Source organism: Streptomyces sp. 8N616, from assembly GCF_052246385.1.
Lineage (GTDB): Bacteria > Actinomycetota > Actinomycetes > Streptomycetales > Streptomycetaceae > Streptomyces.
Genome location: NZ_JBQQBY010000014.1, coordinates 142,746 through 166,025, shown reverse-complemented (window position 1 = coordinate 166,025; position 23,280 = coordinate 142,746). Strand labels below are relative to the sequence as shown.

The following is a 23,280-nucleotide window of genomic DNA, read 5'->3' as shown; positions in this document are numbered from 1 at the left end:
TTCCCGTTCCGCCGCCCGGTGACCGCCGGAATAGGCCGTACGCCTGATGTGGTTGGCTTGAACCATGGCTCCACGTGCACGCGTCCGCGCCCCCGAGCTCGTCGGCAAGGGTGGCTGGCTCAACACGGGCGGTAACGATCTCACCCTCGCCGACCTGCGAGGACGTATCGTCATTCTGGACTTTTGGACCTTCTGCTGCATCAACTGCCTGCATGTCCTGGACGAGCTGCGGGAGCTGGAGGAGAAGCACCGCGACACCGTCGTGATCATCGGGGTCCACTCGCCGAAGTTCGTGCACGAGGCCGAGCACCAGGCGGTCGTCGACGCCGTCGAGCGGTACGAGGTGCACCACCCCGTCCTCGACGACCCCGAGCTGGCGACCTGGAAGCAGTACGCGGTCCGGGCGTGGCCGACGCTCGTCGTCATCGACCCCGAGGGGTACGTCGTCGCGCAGCACGCGGGCGAGGGGCATGCCCACGCCATCGGGAAACTCGTCGGGGAGCTGGAGACCGCGCACGCCGCCAAGGGCACGCTGCGACGCGGCGACGGTCCGTACGTGCCGCCGGAGCCGGTGGCGTCCGAACTGCGCTTCCCCGGCAAGGCGCTCGCCCTGCCCGGGGGCACCTTCCTCGTCTCGGACACGACGCGCCACCAGCTGGTGGAGCTCGCGGCGGACGGCGAGACGGTGGTGCGGCGGATCGGGACCGGTGAGCGCGGGCTGGCGGACGGCAGGCCGGAACGGGCGCGGTTCAGCGAGCCCCAGGGTCTCGCGCTGCTGCCTGGGGGCCCCTCCCGGACGGAGTCTGGGGGAGGTGCGGTCGCCGTCGCCGACACCGTGAACCACGCCCTGCGCTCGTACGACCCCGCCACCGGCGAGGTCACGACGATCGCCGGGACCGGGCTCCAGTGGTGGCAGGGTTCCCCCACCTCAGGGCCGGCCCGGGATGTGAACCTCTCCTCGCCGTGGGATGTGGCGTGGTTCGCCGGCCGGCTGTGGATCGCGATGGCCGGTGTCCACCAGCTGTGGACGTACGACCCGGCGGCGCGGACCGTCGAGGCCGTGGCCGGGACGACGAACGAGGGGCTGGTCGACGGCCCGGCCGCCGAAGCCTGGTTCGCCCAGCCGTCGGGGCTCGCCGCGACGGACGACCGGCTCTGGATCGCCGACTCCGAGACCTCGGCGGTGCGCTGGGTCGAGCGGGACGGCGACGGCTTCGCCGTGCGGACGGCGGTCGGCACCGGCCTCTTCGACTTCGGGCACCGGGACGGGCCCGCCGGGCAGGCGCTCCTCCAGCACCCGCTCGGCGTGACCGCGCTCCCGGACGGCTCCGTCGCCATCAGCGACACCTACAACCACGCCCTGCGCCGCTACGATCCGGCGACCGGCGAGGTGAGCACGCTCGCGACCGATCTGCGCGAGCCGTCGGGCGCCGTACTCGCCGACGGCGACATCGTCGTGGTCGAGTCCGCACGCCACCGGCTGACCCGGCTGCGGCTGCCGGAGGAGGCCGTACGGGTCGAGGCCGTCGCCCACCGCACGCAGCGTGCCGCCACCGACGTCGCCCCGGGGAAGCTGCGCCTGGACGTGGTCTTCCAGGCGCCCGCGGGGCAGAAGCTCGACGAGCGCTACGGTCCTTCGACCCGGCTGATCGTCAGCGCCTCGCCGCCTGAGCTGCTGGCGGACGGCGCGGGCACGGGCACGGACCTGAGCCGCGATCTCGTTCTCGCGGACGGGGCGGTGACGGAGGGCGTGCTGCACGTGTCCGCGATGGCCGCCTCTTGCGACGACACCGCGTCCGACATCGGCTCCGGCGCGGGGTCGAACGAGTACCCGGCCTGCCATGTGCACCAGCAGGACTGGGGCGTCCCGGTCCGTATCGCCGACGGCGGAGCGGACCGGCTGCCGCTGGTCCTGGCGGGCCTGGACGCCTGAGGCCGGCCGAGGGCCGGGGAGCCCGAGGCCGTGACTGCCTGAGGGCAGGGGGTGTCCACGTGCCGGGGGCTTCACCGTCCGAGCGCCTCACACATTGACCCAAGCAGGTGGCGTAAGAGGGGAGTTGCCGGGGTACGGCGTTGCCCGCGACCGAGCAGGTCGCAAGCATGGATCACTCCAGGATGTGATGTGGCTCACCCGGGAGGGATCGTGGCTGTGGGCAATGGTGGCACTCCGAACCCGCCGGACCCGCCGGCCCCCGCTCCCTCGCCGGGACCCTCCTCTCCAGGCCGCGGGCAGCGGCTGCGTGCATGGGTCCGCGGCCACGGGCCGCAGACGCTCGCGGGCGGCCTCATCGTGGCCGTGGCCGCCGCGGCCGCAGGGGCCTTCGTGACCGGGCTCTTCGACAGCGGCGGGAACGAACCGGCAGAGAAGCCTCCCGTGAACGGCGGCCCGAGCCGACCGGGCGCGGACGGCCCGCTGCGCGACTGCATCGGCGGCGCCTGCCAGGGGCAGGACCCCTCTGCATTCGGGTGCAACGCCGACGCGCAGGTGCTCGCGGAGCGGACCGAGCCCGTACGCCTGCAACTCAAGTACAGCCCGACGTGCCGGGCCGCCTGGGGCAGGATCCTGGAGGCCGGGATCGGGGACCAGGTAGTCATCTCCCCCGCAGTCGGCAAGGCGGCCAAGGCCGTCATCTCGTCCGGGCACGACAACTACACGAAGATGGTCGCGGCCGAAGGCCAGTTCAGGCTGACGGCCTGTGCGGAAGCCGACGAATCGAGCGGATCACCGGCCTGGACGCGGTTCTGCGTCGACGCCGGGCCCGAGAACGTGAGCCGAGCCCCCGTCTCCGGGGCCGCCGAAGCGGCTCACCGGTAGAAGCGGTTGTGGTCCTCGACCTCGACGACCGGCGCGCCGGGGGACGGGGGCTGGACCCGCCGCCGCTTGAGGATGCTCACGTATGCGGCGAGGCCGATGAAGCCGACGGCCATCATGATCAGGCCCGCCAGATCGAGGTTGACTCCGGCCATGTTCCAGTCCGTCGCGAACGTGAGGATGGCCCCCACCGCGATCAGAACAATGCACCCGCCGATACCCATTCTGTCCGCCTCCCGTGATCATTGGTTGTTCCGGGCTGGACCGCTTCCGGGTACCCGGGCCCGGAACAGCCATGCCGCGGCAGGGGAGTTCGAGGCCCTGTCGCGGCGTTTGTGCGGGTCGCCAGACCGGTCGCCGGCCGGTTCGCCGGGCCGGGCCATCAGGCGGTCACCAGGCGAGGGCGTCCCCCGCGCTGTCCAGCCAGTACGTGACCCGGCCGCTGTCGTCGACGTGGACCGAGCCGCCGGGCGCGGGCAGCGCCACCGGGCGGCCCGGCTCCCCGGCGGCGTCCACCTCGGCGAAGGCGACCGCGATTTCGGATGCCTCGCGACCGTTCGCGCCCGAGCCGTCGGCGGCGGAGAGGCTGATTCCGGCGTAGGCCGTCTCGCCCGGGGCGATGGTGGTGACGGCTTGTGGCTTGCTGTCCTCCACCGCCTCGAGGCCCGCCTTGTCGCCGTCGAAGGTCACATACGGGTGGGCGTACGCGTTGCAGGGCCTCCTGGACGTGTTGGTGGCGGTCAGGATCATGTGGTTGACGGGCCGCTTCACCGCCTGGAGTTGGACCTCGACGTTCGCGGGCGTGCAGGTCGGAACCTTGCCGCCACGGCCCTGCCCGGCCGTCGTGCCGGAGCCGTCGGCGGAACCGCCGCCCGCCGTGCCTCTCTTACTGCCCTTGCCGGAGCCCGTACCCGTCCCGGCGGAGGTCCTGGCCGCCGCGGAACCGCCGGACTGCTGCTCCGCGGAACCCTTGGCGCCGGTGCGCTGCGCGGCCGAGGCGTCGTTCGCGCCGCCGGAGGTCCGCACCCCCGAGCCGGAGTCCCCGCCGCAGGCGGTGAGCGTGAGGGCTGCCGCGGCGGTCAGGCATACGGCGGTGAGGCGCAGCGAGCGGGAACGGCGGGCGGCGGCGGAAGAGGCGCGGCCAGTGGCGTACGGCATGTCAGGTCTCCCCGGACTGAGGGCGGTCGGTGGGTACGGCCTGAACCCTGCCGACCCCCGCTGCCGTACCGCTAACCTCCGGCTAACGCTCCGCTGCCCCGGCTGAATCGGCCCCGGACACATCGGTCCCGGACGCATCCCTCTCGCCCGGCTCCCCGCCCCGCGCGAAGAGCTGCACCAGCGCGCTGATGACGTAGCGGTCGGTGGCCTCCTCGTCCACGAGGTGCATTTCGGCGAGCCGGTCCAGGCCGTCCCGGGTGCGGTCGGGGTCGGCGCCCGCGAGTGCGGCCACCGCGGACGCGTCGACCTGGCGGCCCGAGCCGGTGGCCAGCGCGCTCAGCAGCCGCGCGTCGTCCGCCGAGAGCCGGGCCACGGACGTCCGCAGCGCGGCCGCGATTCCGGTGTCCTCGGCGGACAGCAGGGCCAGCCGCCGCCGCTCGTCGCGCAGCGCCGCGGCCAGCCGGGACAGCCGCCAGCGCGGGCGCGCCGTCAGCTGCGCGGCCGCAGCGCGCAGCGCTAGCGGGAGCCCTTCGCACAGACCGACCAACTCGCGGGCGGCGTCCGGGTCGTCGGCGACCCGCTCGGGGCCGAGCACGGTGCCGAGCAGCGCCACGCCCTCGTCGGTGGCCAGTACCTGTACGGGTACGGGCCGGGCGCAGTCGGTGGCGACCAGGCCGTCGAGGCGGCTCCGGCTGGTCACGAGCGTGGCGCAGCCCGCCCCTCCCCCAGACTCCGTCCGGGTGGGGGTACCCCCAGCGGTAGCCGGGGGAGTACCCCCGGGCAGCAGCGGCCGTACCTGCGCAGAACTGCGTGCGTTGTCCAGGACGACCAGGATCTTGCGGCGGGCGACGATCGACCGGTAGAGCGCGGATGCGGCCTCCGCCGACGGCGGGATCTGCCCGGGCGGTGTCCCGAGTGCGAGCAGGAACTCGCGCAGCACGGCCGCGGGCGCCGCCTCGTCGCCTTCGCCGAAGCCGCCGAGGTCGGCGAAGAGCTGCCCGTCGGGGAAGGCGTGGGTGTGCAGGTGTGCCCACTGCACGGCGCACGCGGTCTTGCCGACACCGGCCGGGCCGGTCACGACGGCGACGGGGCTCTCGCCGTTCGCCGTCGCCGTGATCCAGCGGGTGAGGTCCGCGAGTTGTGCCTCCCGGCCGAGGAAGCGGGCCGGGGGCCGCGGCAGATGGCGGGGGACGACGTGGCCGGCCGCGGGCGGCGGGGAGCTGTCCGGTGGCGGGTGGCCCTGGGCCGCGCGCGCCGCGTCGCTCCGGCCCGCGCGCGCCCGCGGGTCCGCGTGCCCCTGCGGGTCGCCGTACGCCTGCGGGACGCCGTGTGCCTGCCGATCGCCATGCCCCTGCGGAACGCCCTGTGCCTGCCGGTCGCCGTACACCTGCGGGTCACCGTGTGCCCGCAGGCCGTCGTGCGCCCGCGGATCGGGGTGGGCCTGTGGAGCGGACGGCGCCGCGGCCACCGCCTCGGCGCGCAGTATCTCCTCGTACGCCCGGCTGAGCCGCTCCCCGGGGTCGACCCCCAGCTCCTCGCCGAGCAACTGCCGGGTCCGATGGAACCAGTTGATCGCGTCCGACTGGCGGCCCGCCCGGTACAGCGCCCCCATCAGAGCCGCCACCAGCCCTTCGCGCAGCGGGTTCGCGGCCGCCTCGACGTACAGCACGGCCGCGGCCCGCTCGTGTTCGCCGAGCGCCCCGTGTGCCGTCGCCAGCGCCTCGACCGCCGCCAGCCTCCGCTCCTCGAGCGCGTGCGCCGCGGCGGCGAACTGCGGTCCCGCCACCGTCCCGCTGAGCGCCGGTCCGCGCCACAGCCCCAGCGCCTCGCGCAGCAGGGGCACGGCGTCCTGCGGCGCCGCCTCGGGCCGCGCGAGGGACAGCAGCTCGCTGAACCGGTGGGCGTCGATCAGCTCTTCGGGCAGCCGCAGCAGATACGCGCCGGCCCGCGTGGCGAGCTCGATGCCGTACGCGTCGGCTCCGCCCTCCGCCAGGGCCGCGCGCAGCCGCGAGACGTGGCCCTGGACGACCGTACGGGCGTGGGCGGGCGGTTCGTCCTCCCAGAGGCAGGTGATGAGCTGCTCGACGGAGACCGTGATGTTGGGCTGCAACAACAGCATGGCGAGCACGCTGCGGCGCTTGGCGGGCCCGAGCGGAAGCTCACCGGAGCCGGTGGTGACACCGACCGGGCCGAGCAGCGCGAACTCCAACTCAGTCCTCCAGGAAGGCCGCCAGCACATTCGCCAGCAGAAACGGATCCTCCGCCCCGCACAGTTCACGGGCCGAGTGCATGGAGAGGATCGCGACACCGATGTCGACCGTGGCGATGCCGTGCCGCGCGGCGGTGATCGGACCGATCGTGGTGCCGCAGGGCATGGCGTTGTTGGACACGAAGGACTGCCACGGTACGCCCGCGCGCTCGCACGCGGAGACGAAGACCGCGCGGCCGCGCCCGTCCGTCGCGTAGCGCTGGTTGACGTTGACCTTGAGGATGGGGCCGCCGCCCGGCACCGGGTGGTGGCCGGGCTCGTGGCGCTCGGCGTAATTGGGGTGCACGGCGTGACCGGTGTCGGAGGACAGGCAGACGGTTCCGGCGAAGGCGCGCGCCCTGTCCTCGTAGCCGCCGCCGCGCGCGAAGACCGACCGCTCCAGGACGTTGCCGAGCAGCGGTCCTTCGGCGCCCGTGTCGGACTGGCTGCCGTTCTCCTCATGATCGAAGGCGGCCAGGACGGGGATGTACGGCAGGCTCCGGCCGGAGGTCGCCATGGCGGCGAGCGCGGCCGTACCGGCGTGCACGGACAGCAGGTTGTCCAGGCGCGGCCCGGCCAGCAGCTCGCGGTCCCGGCCCAGGTACGCGGGCGGCTCGACGCTGTGCACCATGAGGTCCCAGCCGGTGACCTCCTCGGCCGGAAGGCCCGACTCCTCGGCCAGGAAGCGGATGAGGTCCCCCTCCTGGACTTCCCCCAGGCCCCAGACCGGCGTCATGTGCCGCTGCTTGTCGAGCTTGAGGCCCTCGGTGTTGACGGACCGGTCGAGGTGCACGGCGAGCTGCGGCACGCGCAGCAGCGGCCGGTCGACGGATACGAGGTGCTGCGCTCCGCTGCGGAGTGTGAGCCGTCCTGACAGGCCGAGGTCGCGGTCGAGCCAGGTGTTGAGCAGCGTGCCGCCGTAGATCTCGACGGCGATCTGCCGCCAGCCGTGCGCGCCGGTGTCGGGGATGGGCTTGACGCGGAGGTTGGGCGAGTCGGTGTGCGCGCCGATGATCCGGTACGGCGTCTCGGCCCCGGCCCCCTCCGGCACGTACCAGGCGACGATGGCCCCGCCCCGCAGCACGTACTTCCCGCCTGCCGCCCCGTCCCAGACGGCGGTCTCCTCGACCTTCCGGAACCCGGCCTTCTCGAGCCGCTCGGCGGCGCTCGCCACGGCGTGGTACGGCGAGGGGCTCTGGGCGAGGAATCCGATCAGGTCGTCGGTATGGCCGCGGTCGAAGCGGGGGTGGGGGCTCATGCCGACAGCATAGAGAGGGGGGCGTGCGGGCGGCTCGGGTGCGCTACGCGATGCGGCGGCTCCGCGCCGCACGGTGACTGATCCCCCCCAGTCCGGGGGCGAGGCGGGGGCCCGCGCGGCACCGCGCGGGCCACCGCCGAGGGGGCGAGGCGCATGCGGGCGCTCCGCGCCGCACGGGATCGCCCGCCGGGCCGGGGCGCGGGAGCGAGGGCGGCGCGGCACCGCGCGGGCGACCGCCGCCTGCGCAAAGCGAGAGGCGCGAGGCACCAGCGAGAGGCCGCGGCGTTCTGCGGCCCACGCGGCCCGCGGCCGGCGGGCCGCGCCCGCTACGCCGGTACGTGGACCGTCTCCACGCGGCTCGCCACCACCCGTTCGCGCTCGCGCCGGTCCGCCCGCCCCCGCAGCCGCAGGATCTGCGCGACGCCGACCGCCTCCAGGACGAAGACCGACGCGAAGGCGATCCGGTAGTTGTCGCCGGTCGCGTCGAGCAGGACGCCGATCGCGAGGAGCGTCGCCATGGAGGCGGTGAAGCCGCCCATGTTGACGATGCCGGAGGCGGTGCCGAGGCGCTCGGGAGGGTTGGCGGGGCGGGCGAAGTCGAAACCGATCATGGAGGCGGGGCCGCAGGCGCCGAGGACCGTGCACAGGACGACGAGCAGCCACATCGGTGCGTGCCCGCCCGGCCAGCCGAGAGCCGCGCCCCAACTCAGGGCCGTCACGCCGACCGTGCCGAGCGCGAGCGGCGTACGGGCCTTGTGATGGCGGGCGATGATCTGCCCGTAGACGAGGCCGACGGCCATGTTGGCGAGGACGACCAGGGTGAGCAGTTCGCCGGCCTCGGCCCGGGACAGGCCCTGGGCCTCGACCAGGAACGGCATGCCCCACAGCAGCAGAAAGACCATGGCCGGGAACTGGGTGGTGAAGTGCACCCACATGCCGAGCCGGGTGCCAGGCTCCCGCCAGGCCGCCGCGATCTGCCGCCGTACGAAGCCGCCACCGCGCGCGTGGTCCTGCGCGTGGTGGCGGACCGCAGGCTCCGGCTCGTAGCCCTCGGGGTGGTCCTTGAGGAAGACCAGCAAAAGCACGAGCACGACCGCGCCGCCGATCGCGCTGCCCGCGAAGGCCGGCGTCCAGCCGAGGCTGTGCAGGAGGCGGGAGAGCACGAGCGTGGAGATGAGGTTGCCCGCCATCCCGAACAGCGCGGCGATCTGCGCGATCAGCGGCCCGCGCCGGGCCGGGAACCAGCGCGAGCCGAGCCGCAGCACGCTGATGAAGGTCATCGCGTCGCCGCAGCCGAGGAGCGCGCGGGCGGCGAGCGCGGTAGCGTACGAGTGGGAGAGCGCGAAGCCGAGCTGGCCGGCCGTGAAGAGGACAACGCCCAGCGCCAGGACCTTCTTGGTGCCGAGCCGGTCGACCATCAGGCCGACCGGTATCTGCATCCCGGCGTAGACGAGCAGCTGGAGGATCGAAAAGGTCGACAGGGCCGAGGCGTTGATGTCGAAGCGGTCGGCCGCGTCGAGGCCCGCGACGCCCAGGCTGGTGCGGTAGGTGATGGCGACGAAGTAGACGGCGACGCCGATGCCCCAGACGGCGACGGCCCGCCGTCCGCCGGGGGGATCGCCGGGCAGGCGTATGGCAGAGCCAGAGGCTGCGTCGGAGCCGGAGCCGGAGCTGGAGCCGGAGCCGGAGCTCACCGCTCATCACCCCGGACGAGGACGCGGACCCAGCTGACGTGCTGGTGTACGGCCTCGGCCGCGGCGTCGGCGTCGCCGGTGCGCAGGGCCTGGAGGATCTCGGCGTGCTCGGCGATGTTCTTGGCGATCCGGTCGGGGTGCGCGTGCATGACCGCGACGCCCATCCGCAGCTGGCGGTCGCGCAGTTGGTCGTAGAGCCGGTCGAGGATCCGGTTGCCCGCGCTGCGGACGATCTCGGCGTGGAAGCAGCGGTCGCTGGCGGCCACGGCGGCCAGATCGCCCTGGGCCGCATACCGCCGCTGCTCCTCCAGCAGCTCCTCCAGGCGCGCGATGAGCCGCGGCCCGGCGGGCACGGCCTTGCGGGCGGCGTGCTCCTCGACGAGCAGGCGAGTCTCGACGACATCGCCGATCTCCTGCGCGGAGACGGGCAGCACGAGCGCGCCCTTCTTCGGATAGAGCTTGATCAGCCCTTCGACCTCGAGCCGGAGCAGCGCCTCGCGCACGGGCGTACGGGATACGCCGACGGCTTCGGCGAGGTCGCCTTCGGTGAGCAGGGTGCCGCCTTCGTAACGGCGGTCGAGTACGGCCTGCTTGACGTGGGCGTAGACCCGCTCTGCGGCGGGCGGTTGCTTGACGGGGGCGGGGACGGCGGAGGGCATGCGCACATCTTAGATACAACAGAGATGCGTCCGCTGACCCCGTCCGGGATGCGGACAGGGGCGGTCCCGCCCACGGATTTGGACCCGGTGCCCATCCACGCCACGCTGAATGCATGGCAACAAAGCGGATCCGGAACCTCGACGATGAGACCTACGCCGTACTGCGCAGACGCGCAGCCGAGGCGGGCCAGTCCCTTGAGGCGTACCTGCGCACTCGCCTGGAGGACGAAGCACGGCAACCGACGATCGACGAACTGCTCCGGGCAGCTCGCGCAGAGCTGACGAGCGACGTGTCGATGAAGGACATCCTCGCCGTGCAGAACGAGGGTCGCGAGGAGTGATCGTCATCGGCTCTGCCGATGCGCACCCCCAGGACCTCACGCAGGGTCGAAGCCCCCGTGCACCAGCTCAGTGCGGAAGGCCGACCACGCGGCCGGGTCGAAGCGGAGTATCGGACCCTCCGGGTCCTTGGAATCCCGCACGGCGACCGTGCCGGGGACGTTGGTCGCGACCTCGACGCAATCCATGCCGTCCCCGCTGCGACGCGACTTCACGAAGACGAACTGCCGCATGTTTCACATCTCCTTGCAGATTCGGTCAACCAGATCGCGCGAGTCCTGCTCCGACAGCGCCAGCCTCACGGTCTGCTTGAAGATCTTGTCGTGCGCCAGGGCGTCGGCCTCGCTCTCCAACCAGATTGTGCCGGACGCGTTGTCCGCGTAGACCACGTCCAGGGCTGTGGACTCGGCGAATGAGGCGATGTTGAACGGCCCGATCATGCCGGGAAAGCCACCGCCGCTGAGCGGAACCACCTGGAACACAACGTTCGGATAGTGGGACACGCGCAGCAAGTGCTCCAACTGCCTGCGCATCACGTCAGCACCCCCGACACGCTGCCGCAGCACCGGTTCCCATACCACTGCCCATACTTGAAGCGGCTTCTCTCCATGGAGTCGCTTCTGCCGGTTCTGTTTCACCTCCACACACTGCTTGATCACGTCTGGGTCATCCAGCATGGCTTGATCGCGAGCGAGGGCGGCCGTGTATTCCGGCGTGTGCAGCAGACCCGGCACCAGCGCTACCTGCCACGTACGCATGCGCACCGCCACGTCCTCCATGGCGATGTATTCGGCGATGGCGACGTCGGGGTAGCGCTTCCACCACCCCTTCGCCTTGCGGCGCCCCCGGTCGAGTTTGGCCAGCTCAAGGAGGTCATTGACGGTTTTCTGATCCGTCAGGCCGTACAGGGCGCAGAGCGCCACGACATCAGGGTCACGAAAGGGAACCCAGCCCCGCTCCATCTTGGCGATCTTCGCCGCTGTAGCGCTCAGCGCATCTGCCGCTTGAGGCTGAGTCAGCCCTGCCGCGGTTCGGAACCGCAGTAGTTCGCTGCCCAACTTACGAGCCAGCACGGTCGATACGCGGTTCCCCAGAGCCGCCCGATCCCTTGCCACGACACATCACTCCCAAAGCCGGAATCAGTCTGCAGTGGTCCGGAGCGACCGCACAACCATGATCTGGAGACAGATTTCCCCGAGACAGCTTGTGTGGCTGACGCGAGCAAGACTACCTTCGGTACGCAACCGCTCGCACAGCGGAGCCAGTTGGCGGAAGTGCACCGCCTCGCCATGCCCGGCGACGACGGCAACGCCACCGCCGCACCCAAATCCCCAGCACAACCGGAGGCGTCAGCCCATGGCCTTCCCACAACCCGACGTCGTCCTCCACGAGGACGCGCTGGACTACACCCCGAGCCCCCGCAGCGTCTCCATTGCCCGCCGACGCGCGGCGCGGCTGGTTACCGAGTGGGGGCACGCCGCCCTCGCCAGCGAAACCGCACTGGTCGTCAGCGAGTTGTCGACCAACGCTCTGCTGCACGGCTCCCTACCGGGCCGCCTCTTCCGCGTACGGCTGGCCCTGACCGCCTCCGCCGTACGCGTCGAGGTCAGTGATACGCGCGGCGAGCACATGCCCTGCGTACAGACGCCCGTCGCAGACGAGTCGTTCGGGCGCGGCCTGCTCCTGGTCGGCGACATCGCGGACCGCTGGGGCACGAGGCCCCGTACCCCCGGCAAGACCGTCTGGGCCGAGCTCGACACGTGCCGTCCTGCCCCTGTCGCAGCGACCCCACAGCCCCGGCCAGGAGCCAGGCAGGCTCCGTAGGAGACGTGCAAGTTCACGCAATTTCCTCGCGCCACCAACTCGCTTGAGCGCATGCTCAAACACAGAATCGTCGGCTTCGACCGAGGAGGACATCATGGCTCTGCACAGGCTTGGCAAGGATCCTGAGAGCAAATCCGGCGGCTCTCCCACGATCTACCTGGACGACGAGACCGACAGTTACCTCGTCCAGGGCTGGAAGGTGCTGGACGAGGAGCGCCTGTCCACGATGGGCATCCCCGACCACGAGACCGTAGTTGAGATTCCGCGACGCATGGTCCAGTTCTTCCAGGAGATGAAGCGTGACGAAGGCACCGACGTTTGAGGAGCTGCTGGCCTCGGTCCGGCACTCGGCCGTGCACCTTGAGATGCGCGACGGCTACATGACGTCAGACCCTGCCTACATCGCCTGGCAGGAGGGCAAACTGACCGACCCGGTGGGCGGTGACCCAGAGTTCGAGGAGTGGCTCACGCGGGTCCGTGCGGCCACTGACCGCGGTGTCGTGATCCGCCGGGCGAGGGTGTTCTCAGTCCCGGTGTCGGACTACATCAAGTTCGAGCATTACGTCTCCGACGCCAATGTGAAGGCCGGCGAGCAGATTCGTTGGCTGCCTCGCCGTCGAGCGACAGACATCGCCTTCCCCGGGAACGACTTCTGGGTCTTCGACAACGAGCTGGTCCTGGTCCTCCACTTCACCGGTGACGGGGAGAGCGCCCCGGATTGGATGGAGCTGACGACCGACCCCAAGATCCTCAGTCTCTGCACCAGTGCGTTCGAGGCGGTGTGGGAGCGCGCCATCCCCCAGGCCGAATACCACCCGTCCTGACCGGCACGCCAGCGAAGCAATCCAGTGCCATCCTCGCCCTCTTCAGCTGTCCAGGAAGCCCGTCAGGCCCTGGGAAAGCGACTTCGAGAGATCCGCAAAGCAGGAGGCTTCAAGACGGCACGGGCCTTCGCCGCCCGTGCCGGCTGGAGTGAGTCGAAAGCCTCCCGAATCGAGAACGGCATTACGGCTCCGGGCGAGGAAGACCTCCATCGATACGCGGTGCTCTGCAAGGTGCCCGACGTGTACCCGGACCTCATCGCGACATCGCAGAACATTGAGGAGATGTACGTCGAGTGGCGGAGGTTGCAGCGGCAGGGGCTGCGCCCGATCCAGCAGGCTCACATTCCGCTGTACGAGCGCACCAAGCACTTCCGTATCTACGAGCCGGGGGTGATCCCCGGCCTCTTGCAAACCGCTGACTACGCACGTTCGATCATGAGCCGCATCATCTCGTTCTGGGACATACCCGACGACAGCGAAGCCGCAGCCGAGGTACGCGTGAGACGTCAGTGGGTTCTCCGTGACGCCAGTCGGCGATTCGGCATATTGCTGGAAGAGACCGCGCTGAGGTCAAGGTTCGGCGACGCCTCAATCATGGCAGCGCAACTGGGCCACCTCCTCACGGTGGCCTCCCTGCAACAGGTCAGCTTGGGCATCATCCCCACGACCGTCGACCGGACCATGTGGCCCGTCGAAGGCTTCTGGATCTTCGATGACAGCCAGGTGATCATCGAATTGGCCACGGCCCAGGTGACTGTGAAGCAGCCGAGCGAAATCGCCGCGTACTCGCGGATGTTCGCTGAGCTTGCAGCGATGGCCTGCTACGGACATAGGGCCCGCGCCTTGATCGCGGAAGCAATCAGCTCGCTCGAGTGAACATCTGCAAGCACGCGCAAGTTGTTTGAGCGGCGAAGTCCCCCTCTCCGATGCTCTCCGCACAAGAGATACACCGAGGAGGGATCCCCGATGCACAACCTGTACGGTCTGCCCCTCGAGGGCGCGGAGTTCGCTCAATTCTGCGGCGGCAACCTGGGAGGCGAGCACGAGACGTGCCTCTCCGTCGCGGAGATCCCCGGCGCCACGGGAGCGTACGTCCTCCGCGACACCAAACCCTCGGGCGCTGGCCAGGAGCTGCGTGTCACAGCCGACGAGCTGGACACGTTTGTCCTCGGCTGGGCCCAGAAGAGGGGTCTCAGGATCTAGATCATGCGCTGGCATGGACACTGGCACGGTTACGGCCCCTGGGTGGGCGGCGGTGCGCAATACGCTCAGGAAGGTTTGCGTCGGCCGGGTCGGCAACCCAACGACGAGCAAACCCGCGCCTTCCTGGGCTCAACGCTGCCTCCGATGATGACCGGCCACTGGTTGTTGCGTCAGAACCAGACTGCCGCCGATCGCACATGGACCGACGTAGTAGACACCGTCTTCTGGCTGAGCGGGCGTTACCAGGAGAATCCACCGTTCACCCGCGAGGACGGCAGGAACGCGTATCCCGGGCTCGACGAAAAGACGGCGTACGCGCTCGACGCACTGTCACGCGGAGTGGACGTGACCTGGGCCTACTGGACTGTCTCGGGCTCCCTGGCGTCCTACTCGGTGGTGTCGTGTCCCAGCCGGCACCATCCCAAGATCGCCTGCCCGCTTCCGCCCACCCGATCTCACAGCACTGGGGGGGACACATGTCGCTGAGGCTGCTGCTGAACGACTCCGTGGACGAACTGCTGAAGTCGTGGCCCACCGAGCCGCAGGTGCACCACCGCGGCGCCACCGACCTGGATCGCAATGTGCCGCTGTCCCTCATGGACTCGTACATCGATTACGACCTTCCATCACCGCAGTACGTCGCAGTGGTCAAGAACGGCCAGGCCGTACACCCCGGCCGGTTCTCGCATGACGGCAGGATGACTCCCGGAAAAGTCCGCGGTCTCATCGACGAGGGCCATACCGTGAACCTCCGCGAGGTGCAGCGAGCGATCCCGTACCTGGCCCGCGTCTCGCGGGTGATCCAACAAGAGACGGGCTACTCGAACCACATCAGCGCGATCATCACTCCGCCGGGACAGCAGGGACTCACGCATCACTGGGACCAATTCACGGGGATCGTCGCACAGATCACGGGCAGCAAGCGCTGGCCGCTGTGGCGCCCGGTGGTCGACCAGCCGACGGGGGACTATCTCTCATCGCCGCAGGTATGGACCCAGGAACTGCAAGAGCGTTTGGAGGCGAGTCCACCGGATGCGGAGTTCGAGCTGACGCCCGGTGACACGTTGGTCTTGCCCAGAGGCTGGGTGCACAGCCCACACGCCGTGGACGGCAGCACGAGCTTCCACCTGACGTTCGCGATTAAGGAGCGTTCGTGGCTGTGGCTGGCTGAGAAGCTCATCGGGCTGGCTGTCGAGGAGCAATCCTTCCGGGCCGAAGTGCCGCCGAGAGCATTCGCCGGAGAACTTGAGTCCGACGTTCTGGTAGCACGGTCGATGGTGGTCGACTTCCTGGGACGGATCGACCCGACTCTGGCCGCCGAGCGGATTCGGAAGGCCGCGGTGAGCGAGAAAGTCGGATAGCTGCTGCGCCACGCAGAGGGCCCGGACGCACGTGCGTCCGGGCCCCTGACCATGGTGTTGCCTTCGCGGGCTACGTCCAGGTGATCAGCCGCTTGGGCTGTTCCAGGACCGCTGCGATGTCCGCGAGGACCTTGGAGCCCAGTTCGCCGTCGACCAGGCGGTGGTCGAAGGACAGCGCCAGCGTCGTGACCTGGCGTGGCTTCACCTTGCCCTTGTGGACCCACGGCTGCAGCTTGACCGCGCCGAAGGCGAGGATCGCCGACTCCCCGGGGTTGAGGATCGGGGTGCCGGTGTCGACGCCGAAGACGCCGACGTTGGTGATCGTGACCGTGCCGCCCTGCATCGCCGCGGGGGACGTCTTGCCCTCGCGGGCCGTGGTCACCAGCTCGCCGAGCGCGGCGGCGAGTTCGGGCAGGGTCTTCTCGTGCGCGTCCTTGATGTTGGGGACGATCAGGCCGCGCGGGGTGGCCGCGGCGATGCCCAGGTTCACGTACTCCTTCCGCACGATCTCCTGGTTCGCCTCGTCCCAGGCCGCGTTGACCTCCGGGTTGCGCCGGATCGCGACGAGGAAGGCCTTCGCGACCAGGAGCAGCGGGTTGATCCGCAGACCCGCCATGTCCGGGTCCTGCTTGAGCTCCTGTACGAGCTTCATCGTGCGGGTCACGTCCACGGTGATGAACTCCGTGACGTGCGGCGCGGTGAAGGCGCTGGCGACCATCGCCTGGGCCGTCGCCTTCCGTACGCCCTTGACGGGCACACGGGTTTCGCGCGGCGCGGCGGGGGCGGCGGCAGGCGCGGGCGCCGGGGCCCCCACCGGTGCGGCCTCGGTCGCCGCCATGGCGGAGGCGGCGGCCGCGTGCACGTCGTCGCGCGTGACGATCCCGTCCGGGCCGGTCGGGGTGACCCTCGCCAGGTCCACGCCGAGATCCTTGGCGAGCTTACGGACCGGTGGCTTGGCCAGCGGCCGCCCACCCGGCACGGAAGGAGCCGCGGTCCCGGCAGCCCGTGCCCCCGGCTGCGCCACGGCGGCGGCCTGCGGCCCGCCGGGAACCGCGGCGGCCGTACCGGCGTGGCCGTTCAGCTCGGACTGCAGCGCAGCCGCGGCCGGCTGCGCCGCGGGCGCTGCCCCGCCGGCACCGGCGGAAGGCTGCCCCTGCGGCGCCGCGGGCGCCTGGTCGGCGCCACCGGCGCCCGGCTGGGCCGGGACACCCGGAGCCTGCCCCGGCTGCGGCTTGCGCGGGCGGCGCTTCGTCGAGGAGGCGGAGACGCCGTAGCCGACGAGGACCGGCTGGCGGCCCTCGGCCTCGGTCTCGCCTTCGCCCTCGCCCGGGACCGTCGGCGTGGGCGCAGGGCCGGGCTCGGCCGCCTCCCGGGCCGCCTCCTCCGACTTCGGCGGGTAGTACGCCGGCTGCCCCGCGGCGCCGGGCGCCGCCCCGCCCTCGCCCGGTGCGGCGGAGCCGCCCCCGGGCTCGGTGTCGACGGCGATGATCACCGTGCCCACGTCCACCGTCGTCCCCTCGGGGAACCGCAGCTCGTGGACGGTCCCGTCGAAGGGGATCGGCAGCTCCACGGCCGCCTTGGCGGTCTCGACCTCGCAGACCACCTGCCCGTCGGTCACCCTGTCGCCGGGCTGGACGTACCACTTGAGGATCTCGGCCTCCGTCAGTCCCTCGCCCACGTCGGGCATCTTGAACTCGCGGAAGCGCTGACCAATATCCGTCATCGTCACGATCTCCTCGGCCCCTCAGTACGCCAGCGCGCGGTCGACGGAGTCCAGCACCCGGTCGAGCCCGGGCAGGTACTCGTCCTCGAGCCGTGCCGGCGGGTACGGCGCGTGCATCCCGCCGACCCTCAGCACCGGGGCCTCCAGATGGTAGAAGCACCGCTCGGTGATCCGGGCGGCGATCTCCGACCCCGTCCCCAGGAATACCGGGGCCTCGTGCACGACGACCAGCCTGCCGGTCTTCTCGACCGACCGCTGGACGGTGTCGAAGTCGATCGGCGACATCGACCGCAGATCGACGACCTCGACGGACTTGCCCTCCTCCGCGGCCGCGGCGGCCGCCTCGAGGCAGACCTTCACCATCGGCCCGTACGCGGCCAGCGTCAGGTCCGTGCCCTGCTGGACGACGCGGGCGGAGTGCAGGGGTCCGGGGATGGCGCCGGTGTCGACCTCGGCCTTGTCCCAGTAGCGCCGCTTCGGCTCGAAGTAGATGACCGGGTCGTCCGACTCGATGGCCTGCTGCATCATCCAGTACGCGTCGGCCGCGTTGGAGGGCGAGACCACCTTCAGCCCCGCCACGTGCGCGAAGAGCGCCTCGGGCGACTCGCTGTGGTGCTCGACCGCGCCGATCCCGCCGCCGTACGGGATGCGGATGACGACCGGCAGCTTGACCTTGCCCAGGGCGCGGGCGTGCATCTTGGCCAGCTGCGTGACGATCTGGTCGTACGCGGGGAAGACGAAGCCGTCGAACTGGATCTCGGCGACGGGCCGGTAGCCGCGCAGCGCGAGGCCGATCGCGGTGCCGATGATGCCGGACTCCGCGAGCGGGGTGTCGATGACCCGGTCGTCGCCGAAGTCCTTCTGCAGCCCGTCCGTGACGCGGAAGACGCCGCCGAGTTTGCCGACGTCCTCGCCCATGATGAGGACCTTGGGGTCGGCCTCCATGGCCGTACGGAGCGATTCGTTGATCGCCTTGGCGAGCGAGAGCTTCTCGGTGGCCATGGTCAGTTCTCCTCCGCGTCCGCGAACGAAGCCTGGTACGCGGCGAACTGCGCGCGCTCCTCGTCGACGAGCGCGTGCCCGTCGGCGTAGACATGCTCGAACATCGCCATGGAGTCCGGGTCGGGCATGGCGCGTACGGCCTCGCGGACCCGCTTGGCGAGCGCGCCGCTCTCCTGCTCCAGCTCCTCGAAGAAGGCTGCGTCGCCGAAGCCCTCCCGCTCCAGGTGGGTCCTCAGCCGCAGGATCGGGTCCTTGGCCTCCCACTCCGCGCGCTCGTCGTCGCCGCGGTAGCGGGTCGGGTCGTCGGAGGTGGTGTGGGCGCCCATGCGGTAGGTGAACGCCTCGATGAGCATCGGGCCCTGGCCGCTGCGGGCCCGCTCCAGCGCGGCGCGGGTGACGGCGAGGCAGGCGAGGACGTCGTTGCCGTCGACGCGGACGCCCGGGAAGCCGTAGCCCTGGGCGCGCTGGTAGAGGGGGACGCGGGTCTGCCGCTCGGTGGGCTCGGAGATCGCCCACTGGTTGTTCTGGCAGAAGAAGACGACGGGGGCGTTGTAGACCGCGGAGAAGGTGAACGCCTCGGCGACGTCGCCCTGGCTGGAGGCGCCGTCACCGAAGTACGCGATGACGGCCGAGTCGGCGCCGTCCTTGGCCACACCCATCGCGTAGCCGACTCCGTGGAGCGTCTGCGAGCCGATGACGATCGTGTAGAGGTGGAAGTTGTTGGTTGTGGGGTCCCAGCCGCCGTGGTTCACGCCGCGGAACATGCCGAGCAGATTGGTCGGGTCGACCCCGCGGCACCAGGCGACGCCGTGCTCGCGGTAGGTCGGGAAGACGTAGTCGTCGTCGCGCAGCGCCCGGCCCGAGCCGATCTGGGCGGCCTCCTGGCCGAGCAGCGAGGCCCACAGGCCCAGCTCGCCCTGTCGCTGAAGTGCGGTGGCCTCGGCGTCGAAGCGCCGGGTCAGCACCATGTCGCGGTACAGGCCGCGCAGCTCTTCCGGGGTCACCTCGATCGAGTATTCGGGGTGCTCGACCCGCTCGCCCTCCGGCGTCAGCAGCTGTACGAGTTCGGGGCGGGCGTCGGTCGGCGGCTTCTTGACGCCGGCGCGCTTGCCGGTGCTGCTGCGACGCGGTTTCCGCGCGGCAGTGCTCTCCACGGTCACGGTGTGCTCCTCCGTCTGTCCGGCCCCCGGGATCCGCCGGTGGCCAGTTTGGGGCTCACCCGCTTCGAAACGGCGCACGGGGTATGTGCGGCACGGCCGAACCGGGCGTGACAGGTGTCCGGACGCGGCCTGCAATAGGCACGTTACCCAGTGCGCCACATGTCTGCGAAACCCCTCTGACCTGCGATTTTGCTTGGATTTCCAAGTAAATTGCGAGGTGAGCGGGAACTGCACTGGTCACGGCCTTGCGGCTCGCCGGACAACGGCACGTTATCCCGGAGCACAAGAGCACGGGAAGAGTTGGTGTGTGAGACTGACGGCGTGCGCGAAGAAGGGCAAATCAGGGTATTTCTGCTGGACGACCACGAGGTGGTCCGCCGCGGAATCCATGACCTTCTGTCGGTCGAGGAGGATATCGAGGTGGTCGGCGAGGCCGGCACCGCGGCCGAGGCCCTGCCCCGTATCCCGGCCACCCGCCCGGACGTCGCCGTACTGGACGTACGGCTCCCCGATGGCAGCGGCGTCGAGGTCTGCCGGGAGATCCGCTCCCGGGACGAGGACGTGAAGTGCCTGATGCTCACCTCCTCCGCCGACGAGGCCCTCATCGACGCGATCGTGGCGGGCGCCTCCGGCTACCTCCTCAAGGCGGTCCGCGGGCATGAACTGCTCTCGGCCGTACGGGAGGTGGCGGCCGGGAAATCGCTGCTCGATCCGGCCGCGACGGCCCGCGTGCGGGAGCGGCTGCGCGACGGAAACGGCGCGAAGAGCGATGAAAAACTCGCGCACCTCACCGAGCACGAGCGGAAAGTCCTGAAGCTGATCAGCGAGGGCCTGACCAATAGGGCCATCGGCGAGCGCCTGCACCTCCCCGAAAAGACGATCAAGAATGATGTCTCCGGCCTGCTGGCGAAACTCGGATTGGAGCACCGCTCCCAGGCCGCGGCATTCAGGGGCCGCATGCAGACGGAAAAGGGCTGACCGGAAGATCGAGCCGCGGTTCGTCGCCGTCCACTACCTCACCGGAGTCCCCGCGCGCCAGGCCGACCACGCTATGTAACCCGGTCATCTAGCATCTGGCGCGTGCCGCGCTCATATGACGCCTCTGGCGCTCCCGAGGCCCCCGTCGCTCTCGACGCCCTGCTCCGCCAGTACGAGGGCGCCGGCGAGCCGCTGTCCTGCGAACCCGTCGCCCAGGGCCTGCTCAACCGCGGCTACCACCTGGCCACCACCAGCGGCCGCTACTTCCTCAAGCACCACCTCGACGGCGACAGCGACGCCATCACCCACCAGCACGGCGCCATCGCCCGGCTCGCGGCGCTGGGCCTGCCGGTCGCCCCGCCCCTGGCCGACACGGACGGCCGTACGGTCGTGGTGATAGGCGGCGGCTGCTACGCCCTGCACCCCTGGGTGGACGGCAGGCACCGGGACGGCGCCCAGCTCAGCTGCGCCCAGTCCCGGCGGCTCGGAGCGCTGCTGGGGCTCGTCCACACCTGCCTGGAGCGGGTGATGCTGCAGTCACCGGTCCCCGAGGCCGAGGCCCGGGTCGAGAGCGCCGACCCGACCGACACCTTCGAGCTGATCGAGGAGCTGCTCGGCCTCGCCCGCGCCAGCCGCCCGCGTGACACCTTCGACGAGCTCGCGGAACACCGGCTCCTCGAGCGCAGGGCCCTGCTGGAGCGGCACGCCCACCGCCGCCCCGAGGCGGGCGCCGAGCCCGCGACGGGCTGGGTGCACGGCGACTTCCACCCGCTGAACCTGCTCTACCGGGGCGCGGAGCCCGCAGCGATCATCGACTGGGACCGGCTCGGCGTCCAGCCCCGAGCCGAGGAGGCGGTACGGGCCGCGGCGATCTTCTTCGTACGGTCGCGGGGGACGCTGGAGCTGTCGAAGGTACGGCCGTACGCCCGCGCGTACCGGGCCGCGACCGGCGCCACCCCGGACGAACTTGCCGCGGCGGTCCACCGGGTGTGGTGGGAGCGGCTCAACGACTTCTGGATGCTGCGCTGGCGCTACCAGCTGCGCGACCGTCGCGCCGATCCGCAGTTCCCGGCGGCGGCGGCGCTGTCGGTGTGGTGGACGCGCGAGTACGAGGCGGTCTGCGACGCCTTCACCGGGTGACCCCGGCCGGTGGCAATCCGGTGGCAATCCGGTGCCGGCGGTGGCAATACGGTGCCGGCCGCTGCCCCGGTCAGTCTTCCTCGCCGGGGTCGGGGAGGGTCGGGTCGCCCGACGGATCCCCGTTGCCCGGGTCGTCCGTGCCACCGGGGCTGGACGGGTCGTCGGTCGGATCGCCGCCGCTGGACGTGCCGTCCGTCGGGGTGTCGGTCGGATCGTCAGTCGGCGCCGTCTGGGACGGCGTCGTCGACGGCGTCTGGCTCGGCTTCTGCGAGGGCGTGTAGGACGGCGTGTAGTCGTCCTGGCCGCCGACGACCGCGCCCGGGTCCGTGCCCTCCGTCGTCTCCTCGTCCTCCGACTGGGACGGCTTGTTCTCCGTCTTCTCGGGGGCCGTGGTCGAGGGGGTGTCCTTCTTGTCCCCGCCGGCCTGCTGGCCGGTCCTGTCCAGCGCGTAGGCGGCACCGAGGATGATCGCGATCACGGCGAGCGCCACGAACAGCCACATCTTGCCGCGGCCGCCCCGGCCCTTCCCGCCGCCCGGCCGGCGGCCGTCGAAGCCGCCGTCGTCGGTGCGGGCGCCGGGCAGCAGCGGACCGCCGGAGCCCATCTGCGCGGTGTTGCCCGTCCTGAAGCCGACGGGGGTGTCGCCATGGCTCGGGTGCGGCAGGACGGTCGTGCCGGCCACGCCCATCGCCGGGGTGTTCGCGCCGGTGTGCGCCACGGGACCGGTGTCCCAGACCCCGCTGTGGCCGCCCTTCTCCTGCAGCATCTGCAGCGCGTACTGGACCAGGCCGCGCATTTCCTCGGCGCTCTGGAACCGGTCGTCAGGGTCCTTGGCGAGCGAGCGCATGACCAGCCCGTCCAGCTCCGGCGGCACCCCGTCGGCGGCCTCGGACGGCGGGACCGGGTCGTCCTGGACGTGCTGGTAGACGACCGAGAGCGGGGTCTCGCCGGTGAACGGCGGGCGCTGCGCGAGGAGTTCATACAGCAGGCAGCCGGTCGCGTAGAGGTCCGAGCGGTGGTCCACGGCCTTGCCGAGGGCCTGCTCGGGGGAGAGGTACTGCGGGGTGCCCATGACCATGCCCGTCTGGGTCATGGTGGACTGCGCGCCGTGCAGCGCACGAGCGATGCCGAAGTCCATCACCTTGACGGCGCCGGTGTTGGTGATGATGACGTTCGCGGGCTTGATGTCCCGGTGCACGATGCCGTGGTGGTGGCTGTAGGACAGCGCCTCCAGCACCCCGGAGACGATGATCAGCGCCTGGTCCGGCGGCGGCGCCTCGGCGTTGAGCAGCAGATCGCGGATCGTCCGGCCCTCGACGAGCTCCATGACGATGTACGGCACCGTGTGCGGGCCCACGACGTCCTCGCCGGAGTCGTAAACGGCCACCACCGCATGGTGGTTGAGGCCCGCGACCGACTGTGCCTCGCGCGTGAAGCGCGCCTTGGAGACCGGGTCCTCCGCGAGGTCGGTGCGGAGCAGCTTCACCGCCACCGTACGGCCGAGGCGCACGTCCTCGGCGGCGAAGACCTCGGCCATGCCGCCGCGGCCGAGGCGGTGGGTGAGGCGGTAGCGGCCGTCGCCGACGAGCCCGCCGACCCCCCACGCCTCCGGCGCTTCGGGGACACCCCCGCCGGTGGCGTCGGGTTCGGACGGGCCCTGGGCGCGCTGCGTCTGTGCCATCAGTCCTCGCCGTCGTGTTCGTCCGCGTGCTGTCGCTGCGGTCCTTGCGGTCTTCCCTAGGGCACGCTACAGGGTCCGGGCCATGGTCCGGTTCGTGATGGACCGGCCATCCAACCCCCCACAGGTCGCGCGAGGCAAATCACGTGGTGCCGCTGTAACGCTTCAGAGACGCTTCTTGCGCATCCGGTCACGGAACGGGCATGCAGCTTGACGTGT

Annotated in this window: 23 protein-coding genes and 1 pseudogene; 12 read left to right on the top strand and 12 right to left on the bottom strand. The window is 71.0% G+C overall.

Translation table 11 applies throughout. The features are described from left to right. The first annotated feature begins 64 nt into the window (after window positions 1–64). Together ACTWQC_RS15340 and ACTWQC_RS15335 are read left to right on the top strand one after the other, a co-directional pair. Entirely contained in the window at window positions 65–1,933 is a 1,869-nt protein-coding gene (locus tag ACTWQC_RS15340; RefSeq protein WP_443316216.1) for an NHL domain-containing thioredoxin family protein, read from the top strand. A 210-nt stretch (window positions 1,934–2,143) separates the two neighbouring features. Continuing rightward, window positions 2,144–2,815, top strand: coding sequence for a DUF2690 domain-containing protein (locus ACTWQC_RS15335; RefSeq protein WP_443316215.1), 672 nt, complete (start codon window positions 2,144–2,146; stop codon window positions 2,813–2,815). On the opposite strand, the gene ACTWQC_RS15330 is transcribed toward ACTWQC_RS15335, so the two are convergent. The 6 genes from ACTWQC_RS15330 to ACTWQC_RS15305 form a co-directional block, all read right to left on the bottom strand. Beyond that, window positions 2,806–3,036 carry a hypothetical protein gene (locus ACTWQC_RS15330; RefSeq protein ID WP_443316214.1) on the bottom strand — a complete coding sequence of 77 codons (231 nt, stop codon included), beginning with the start codon at window positions 3,034–3,036 and terminating at the stop codon, window positions 2,806–2,808. The genes ACTWQC_RS15335 and ACTWQC_RS15330 overlap by 10 nt on opposite strands. A gap of 166 nt (window positions 3,037–3,202) precedes the next feature. Beyond that, window positions 3,203–3,970: a DUF4232 domain-containing protein gene (locus ACTWQC_RS15325; protein WP_443316213.1), complete on the bottom strand. Its 768-nt coding sequence runs from the start codon at window positions 3,968–3,970 to the stop codon at window positions 3,203–3,205. Window positions 3,971–4,052: 82 nt separating this feature from the next. Continuing rightward, window positions 4,053–6,179: a BTAD domain-containing putative transcriptional regulator gene (locus tag ACTWQC_RS15320; RefSeq protein WP_443316212.1), complete on the bottom strand. Its 2,127-nt coding sequence runs from the start codon at window positions 6,177–6,179 to the stop codon at window positions 4,053–4,055. A gap of 1 nt (window position 6,180) precedes the next feature. Then, a complete protein-coding gene (locus tag ACTWQC_RS15315; RefSeq protein ID WP_443316211.1) occupies window positions 6,181–7,476 on the bottom strand; it encodes a M18 family aminopeptidase in 1,296 nt (431 codons plus the stop codon). A 326-nt stretch (window positions 7,477–7,802) separates the two neighbouring features. Then, window positions 7,803–9,170 carry an MFS transporter gene (locus tag ACTWQC_RS15310; RefSeq protein WP_443316210.1) on the bottom strand — a complete coding sequence of 456 codons (1,368 nt, stop codon included), beginning with the start codon at window positions 9,168–9,170 and terminating at the stop codon, window positions 7,803–7,805. Beyond that, window positions 9,167–9,829: a GntR family transcriptional regulator gene (locus ACTWQC_RS15305; RefSeq protein WP_443316209.1), complete on the bottom strand. Its 663-nt coding sequence runs from the start codon at window positions 9,827–9,829 to the stop codon at window positions 9,167–9,169. The genes ACTWQC_RS15310 and ACTWQC_RS15305 overlap by 4 nt, the downstream gene beginning before the upstream one ends. A 113-nt stretch (window positions 9,830–9,942) precedes the next feature. Between ACTWQC_RS15305 and ACTWQC_RS15300 the strand changes: the two genes are divergently transcribed. Further along, on the top strand, window positions 9,943–10,170 hold the full coding sequence (locus ACTWQC_RS15300; RefSeq protein ID WP_443316208.1) for a FitA-like ribbon-helix-helix domain-containing protein: 228 nt from the start codon (window positions 9,943–9,945) through the stop codon (window positions 10,168–10,170). A 36-nt stretch (window positions 10,171–10,206) separates the two neighbouring features. On the opposite strand, the gene ACTWQC_RS15295 is transcribed toward ACTWQC_RS15300, so the two are convergent. Together ACTWQC_RS15295 and ACTWQC_RS15290 are read right to left on the bottom strand one after the other, a co-directional pair. Continuing rightward, entirely contained in the window at window positions 10,207–10,401 is a 195-nt protein-coding gene (locus ACTWQC_RS15295) for a DUF397 domain-containing protein (protein ID WP_443316207.1), read from the bottom strand. Window positions 10,402–10,404: 3 nt separating this feature from the next. Then, window positions 10,405–11,241, bottom strand: coding sequence for a helix-turn-helix domain-containing protein (locus ACTWQC_RS15290; RefSeq protein WP_443316206.1), 837 nt, complete (start codon window positions 11,239–11,241; stop codon window positions 10,405–10,407). Between the two features lie 283 nt (window positions 11,242–11,524). On the opposite strand from ACTWQC_RS15290, the gene ACTWQC_RS15285 reads away from it, so the two are divergent. The 7 genes and pseudogenes from ACTWQC_RS15285 (at window position 11,525) to ACTWQC_RS15255 (ending at window position 15,380) form a co-directional block, all read left to right on the top strand. Beyond that, the gene (locus ACTWQC_RS15285) at window positions 11,525–11,992 is read left to right on the top strand and encodes an ATP-binding protein (protein ID WP_443316205.1); all 468 of its coding nucleotides are present in this window, start codon (window positions 11,525–11,527) and stop codon (window positions 11,990–11,992) included. A 94-nt stretch (window positions 11,993–12,086) separates the two neighbouring features. Next, the gene (locus ACTWQC_RS15280) at window positions 12,087–12,314 is read left to right on the top strand and encodes a hypothetical protein (RefSeq protein WP_443316204.1); all 228 of its coding nucleotides are present in this window, start codon (window positions 12,087–12,089) and stop codon (window positions 12,312–12,314) included. Next, entirely contained in the window at window positions 12,292–12,816 is a 525-nt protein-coding gene (locus tag ACTWQC_RS15275; protein WP_443316203.1) for a DUF6879 family protein, read from the top strand. Before ACTWQC_RS15280 ends, ACTWQC_RS15275 begins: the two co-directional genes overlap by 23 nt. A gap of 24 nt (window positions 12,817–12,840) precedes the next feature. Then, window positions 12,841–13,044, top strand: a pseudogene (locus ACTWQC_RS15270) (helix-turn-helix domain-containing protein); the annotation flags it as partial. A 12-nt stretch (window positions 13,045–13,056) separates the two neighbouring features. Further along, window positions 13,057–13,692 (top strand): DUF5753 domain-containing protein, encoded by a 636-nt coding sequence (locus ACTWQC_RS15265; RefSeq protein ID WP_443316245.1) that lies wholly within the window; start codon window positions 13,057–13,059, stop codon window positions 13,690–13,692. Between the two features lie 90 nt (window positions 13,693–13,782). Further along, on the top strand, window positions 13,783–14,019 hold the full coding sequence (locus ACTWQC_RS15260) for a DUF397 domain-containing protein (protein ID WP_443316202.1): 237 nt from the start codon (window positions 13,783–13,785) through the stop codon (window positions 14,017–14,019). Between the two features lie 476 nt (window positions 14,020–14,495). Continuing rightward, entirely contained in the window at window positions 14,496–15,380 is an 885-nt protein-coding gene (locus tag ACTWQC_RS15255; protein WP_443316201.1) for a JmjC domain-containing protein, read from the top strand. 70 nt (window positions 15,381–15,450) lie between these two features. Here ACTWQC_RS15255 and ACTWQC_RS15250 read toward each other — a convergent pair whose 3' ends face one another. From ACTWQC_RS15250 to pdhA, 3 genes are read right to left on the bottom strand one after another with little or no spacing between them, the layout of a single operon-like run. Then, a complete protein-coding gene (locus tag ACTWQC_RS15250; RefSeq protein WP_443316200.1) occupies window positions 15,451–17,103 on the bottom strand; it encodes a dihydrolipoamide acetyltransferase family protein in 1,653 nt (550 codons plus the stop codon). A gap of 21 nt (window positions 17,104–17,124) precedes the next feature. Further along, on the bottom strand, window positions 17,125–18,105 hold the full coding sequence (locus ACTWQC_RS15245) for an alpha-ketoacid dehydrogenase subunit beta (RefSeq protein ID WP_443316199.1): 981 nt from the start codon (window positions 18,103–18,105) through the stop codon (window positions 17,125–17,127). A gap of 2 nt (window positions 18,106–18,107) precedes the next feature. After that, window positions 18,108–19,265, bottom strand: coding sequence for a pyruvate dehydrogenase (acetyl-transferring) E1 component subunit alpha (gene pdhA / locus ACTWQC_RS15240; RefSeq protein ID WP_443316198.1), 1,158 nt, complete (start codon window positions 19,263–19,265; stop codon window positions 18,108–18,110). Window positions 19,266–19,586: 321 nt separating this feature from the next. Here pdhA and ACTWQC_RS15235 point away from each other — a divergent pair, with 321 nt between their 5' ends. Then, the gene (locus tag ACTWQC_RS15235) at window positions 19,587–20,243 is read left to right on the top strand and encodes a response regulator (RefSeq protein ID WP_443316197.1); all 657 of its coding nucleotides are present in this window, start codon (window positions 19,587–19,589) and stop codon (window positions 20,241–20,243) included. A gap of 102 nt (window positions 20,244–20,345) precedes the next feature. Then, entirely contained in the window at window positions 20,346–21,383 is a 1,038-nt protein-coding gene (locus ACTWQC_RS15230) for a phosphotransferase (RefSeq protein ID WP_443316196.1), read from the top strand. A gap of 70 nt (window positions 21,384–21,453) precedes the next feature. On the opposite strand, the gene ACTWQC_RS15225 is transcribed toward ACTWQC_RS15230, so the two are convergent. After that, a complete protein-coding gene (locus ACTWQC_RS15225; protein ID WP_443316195.1) occupies window positions 21,454–23,064 on the bottom strand; it encodes a protein kinase domain-containing protein in 1,611 nt (536 codons plus the stop codon). Window positions 23,065–23,280: the final 216 nt, after the last annotated feature.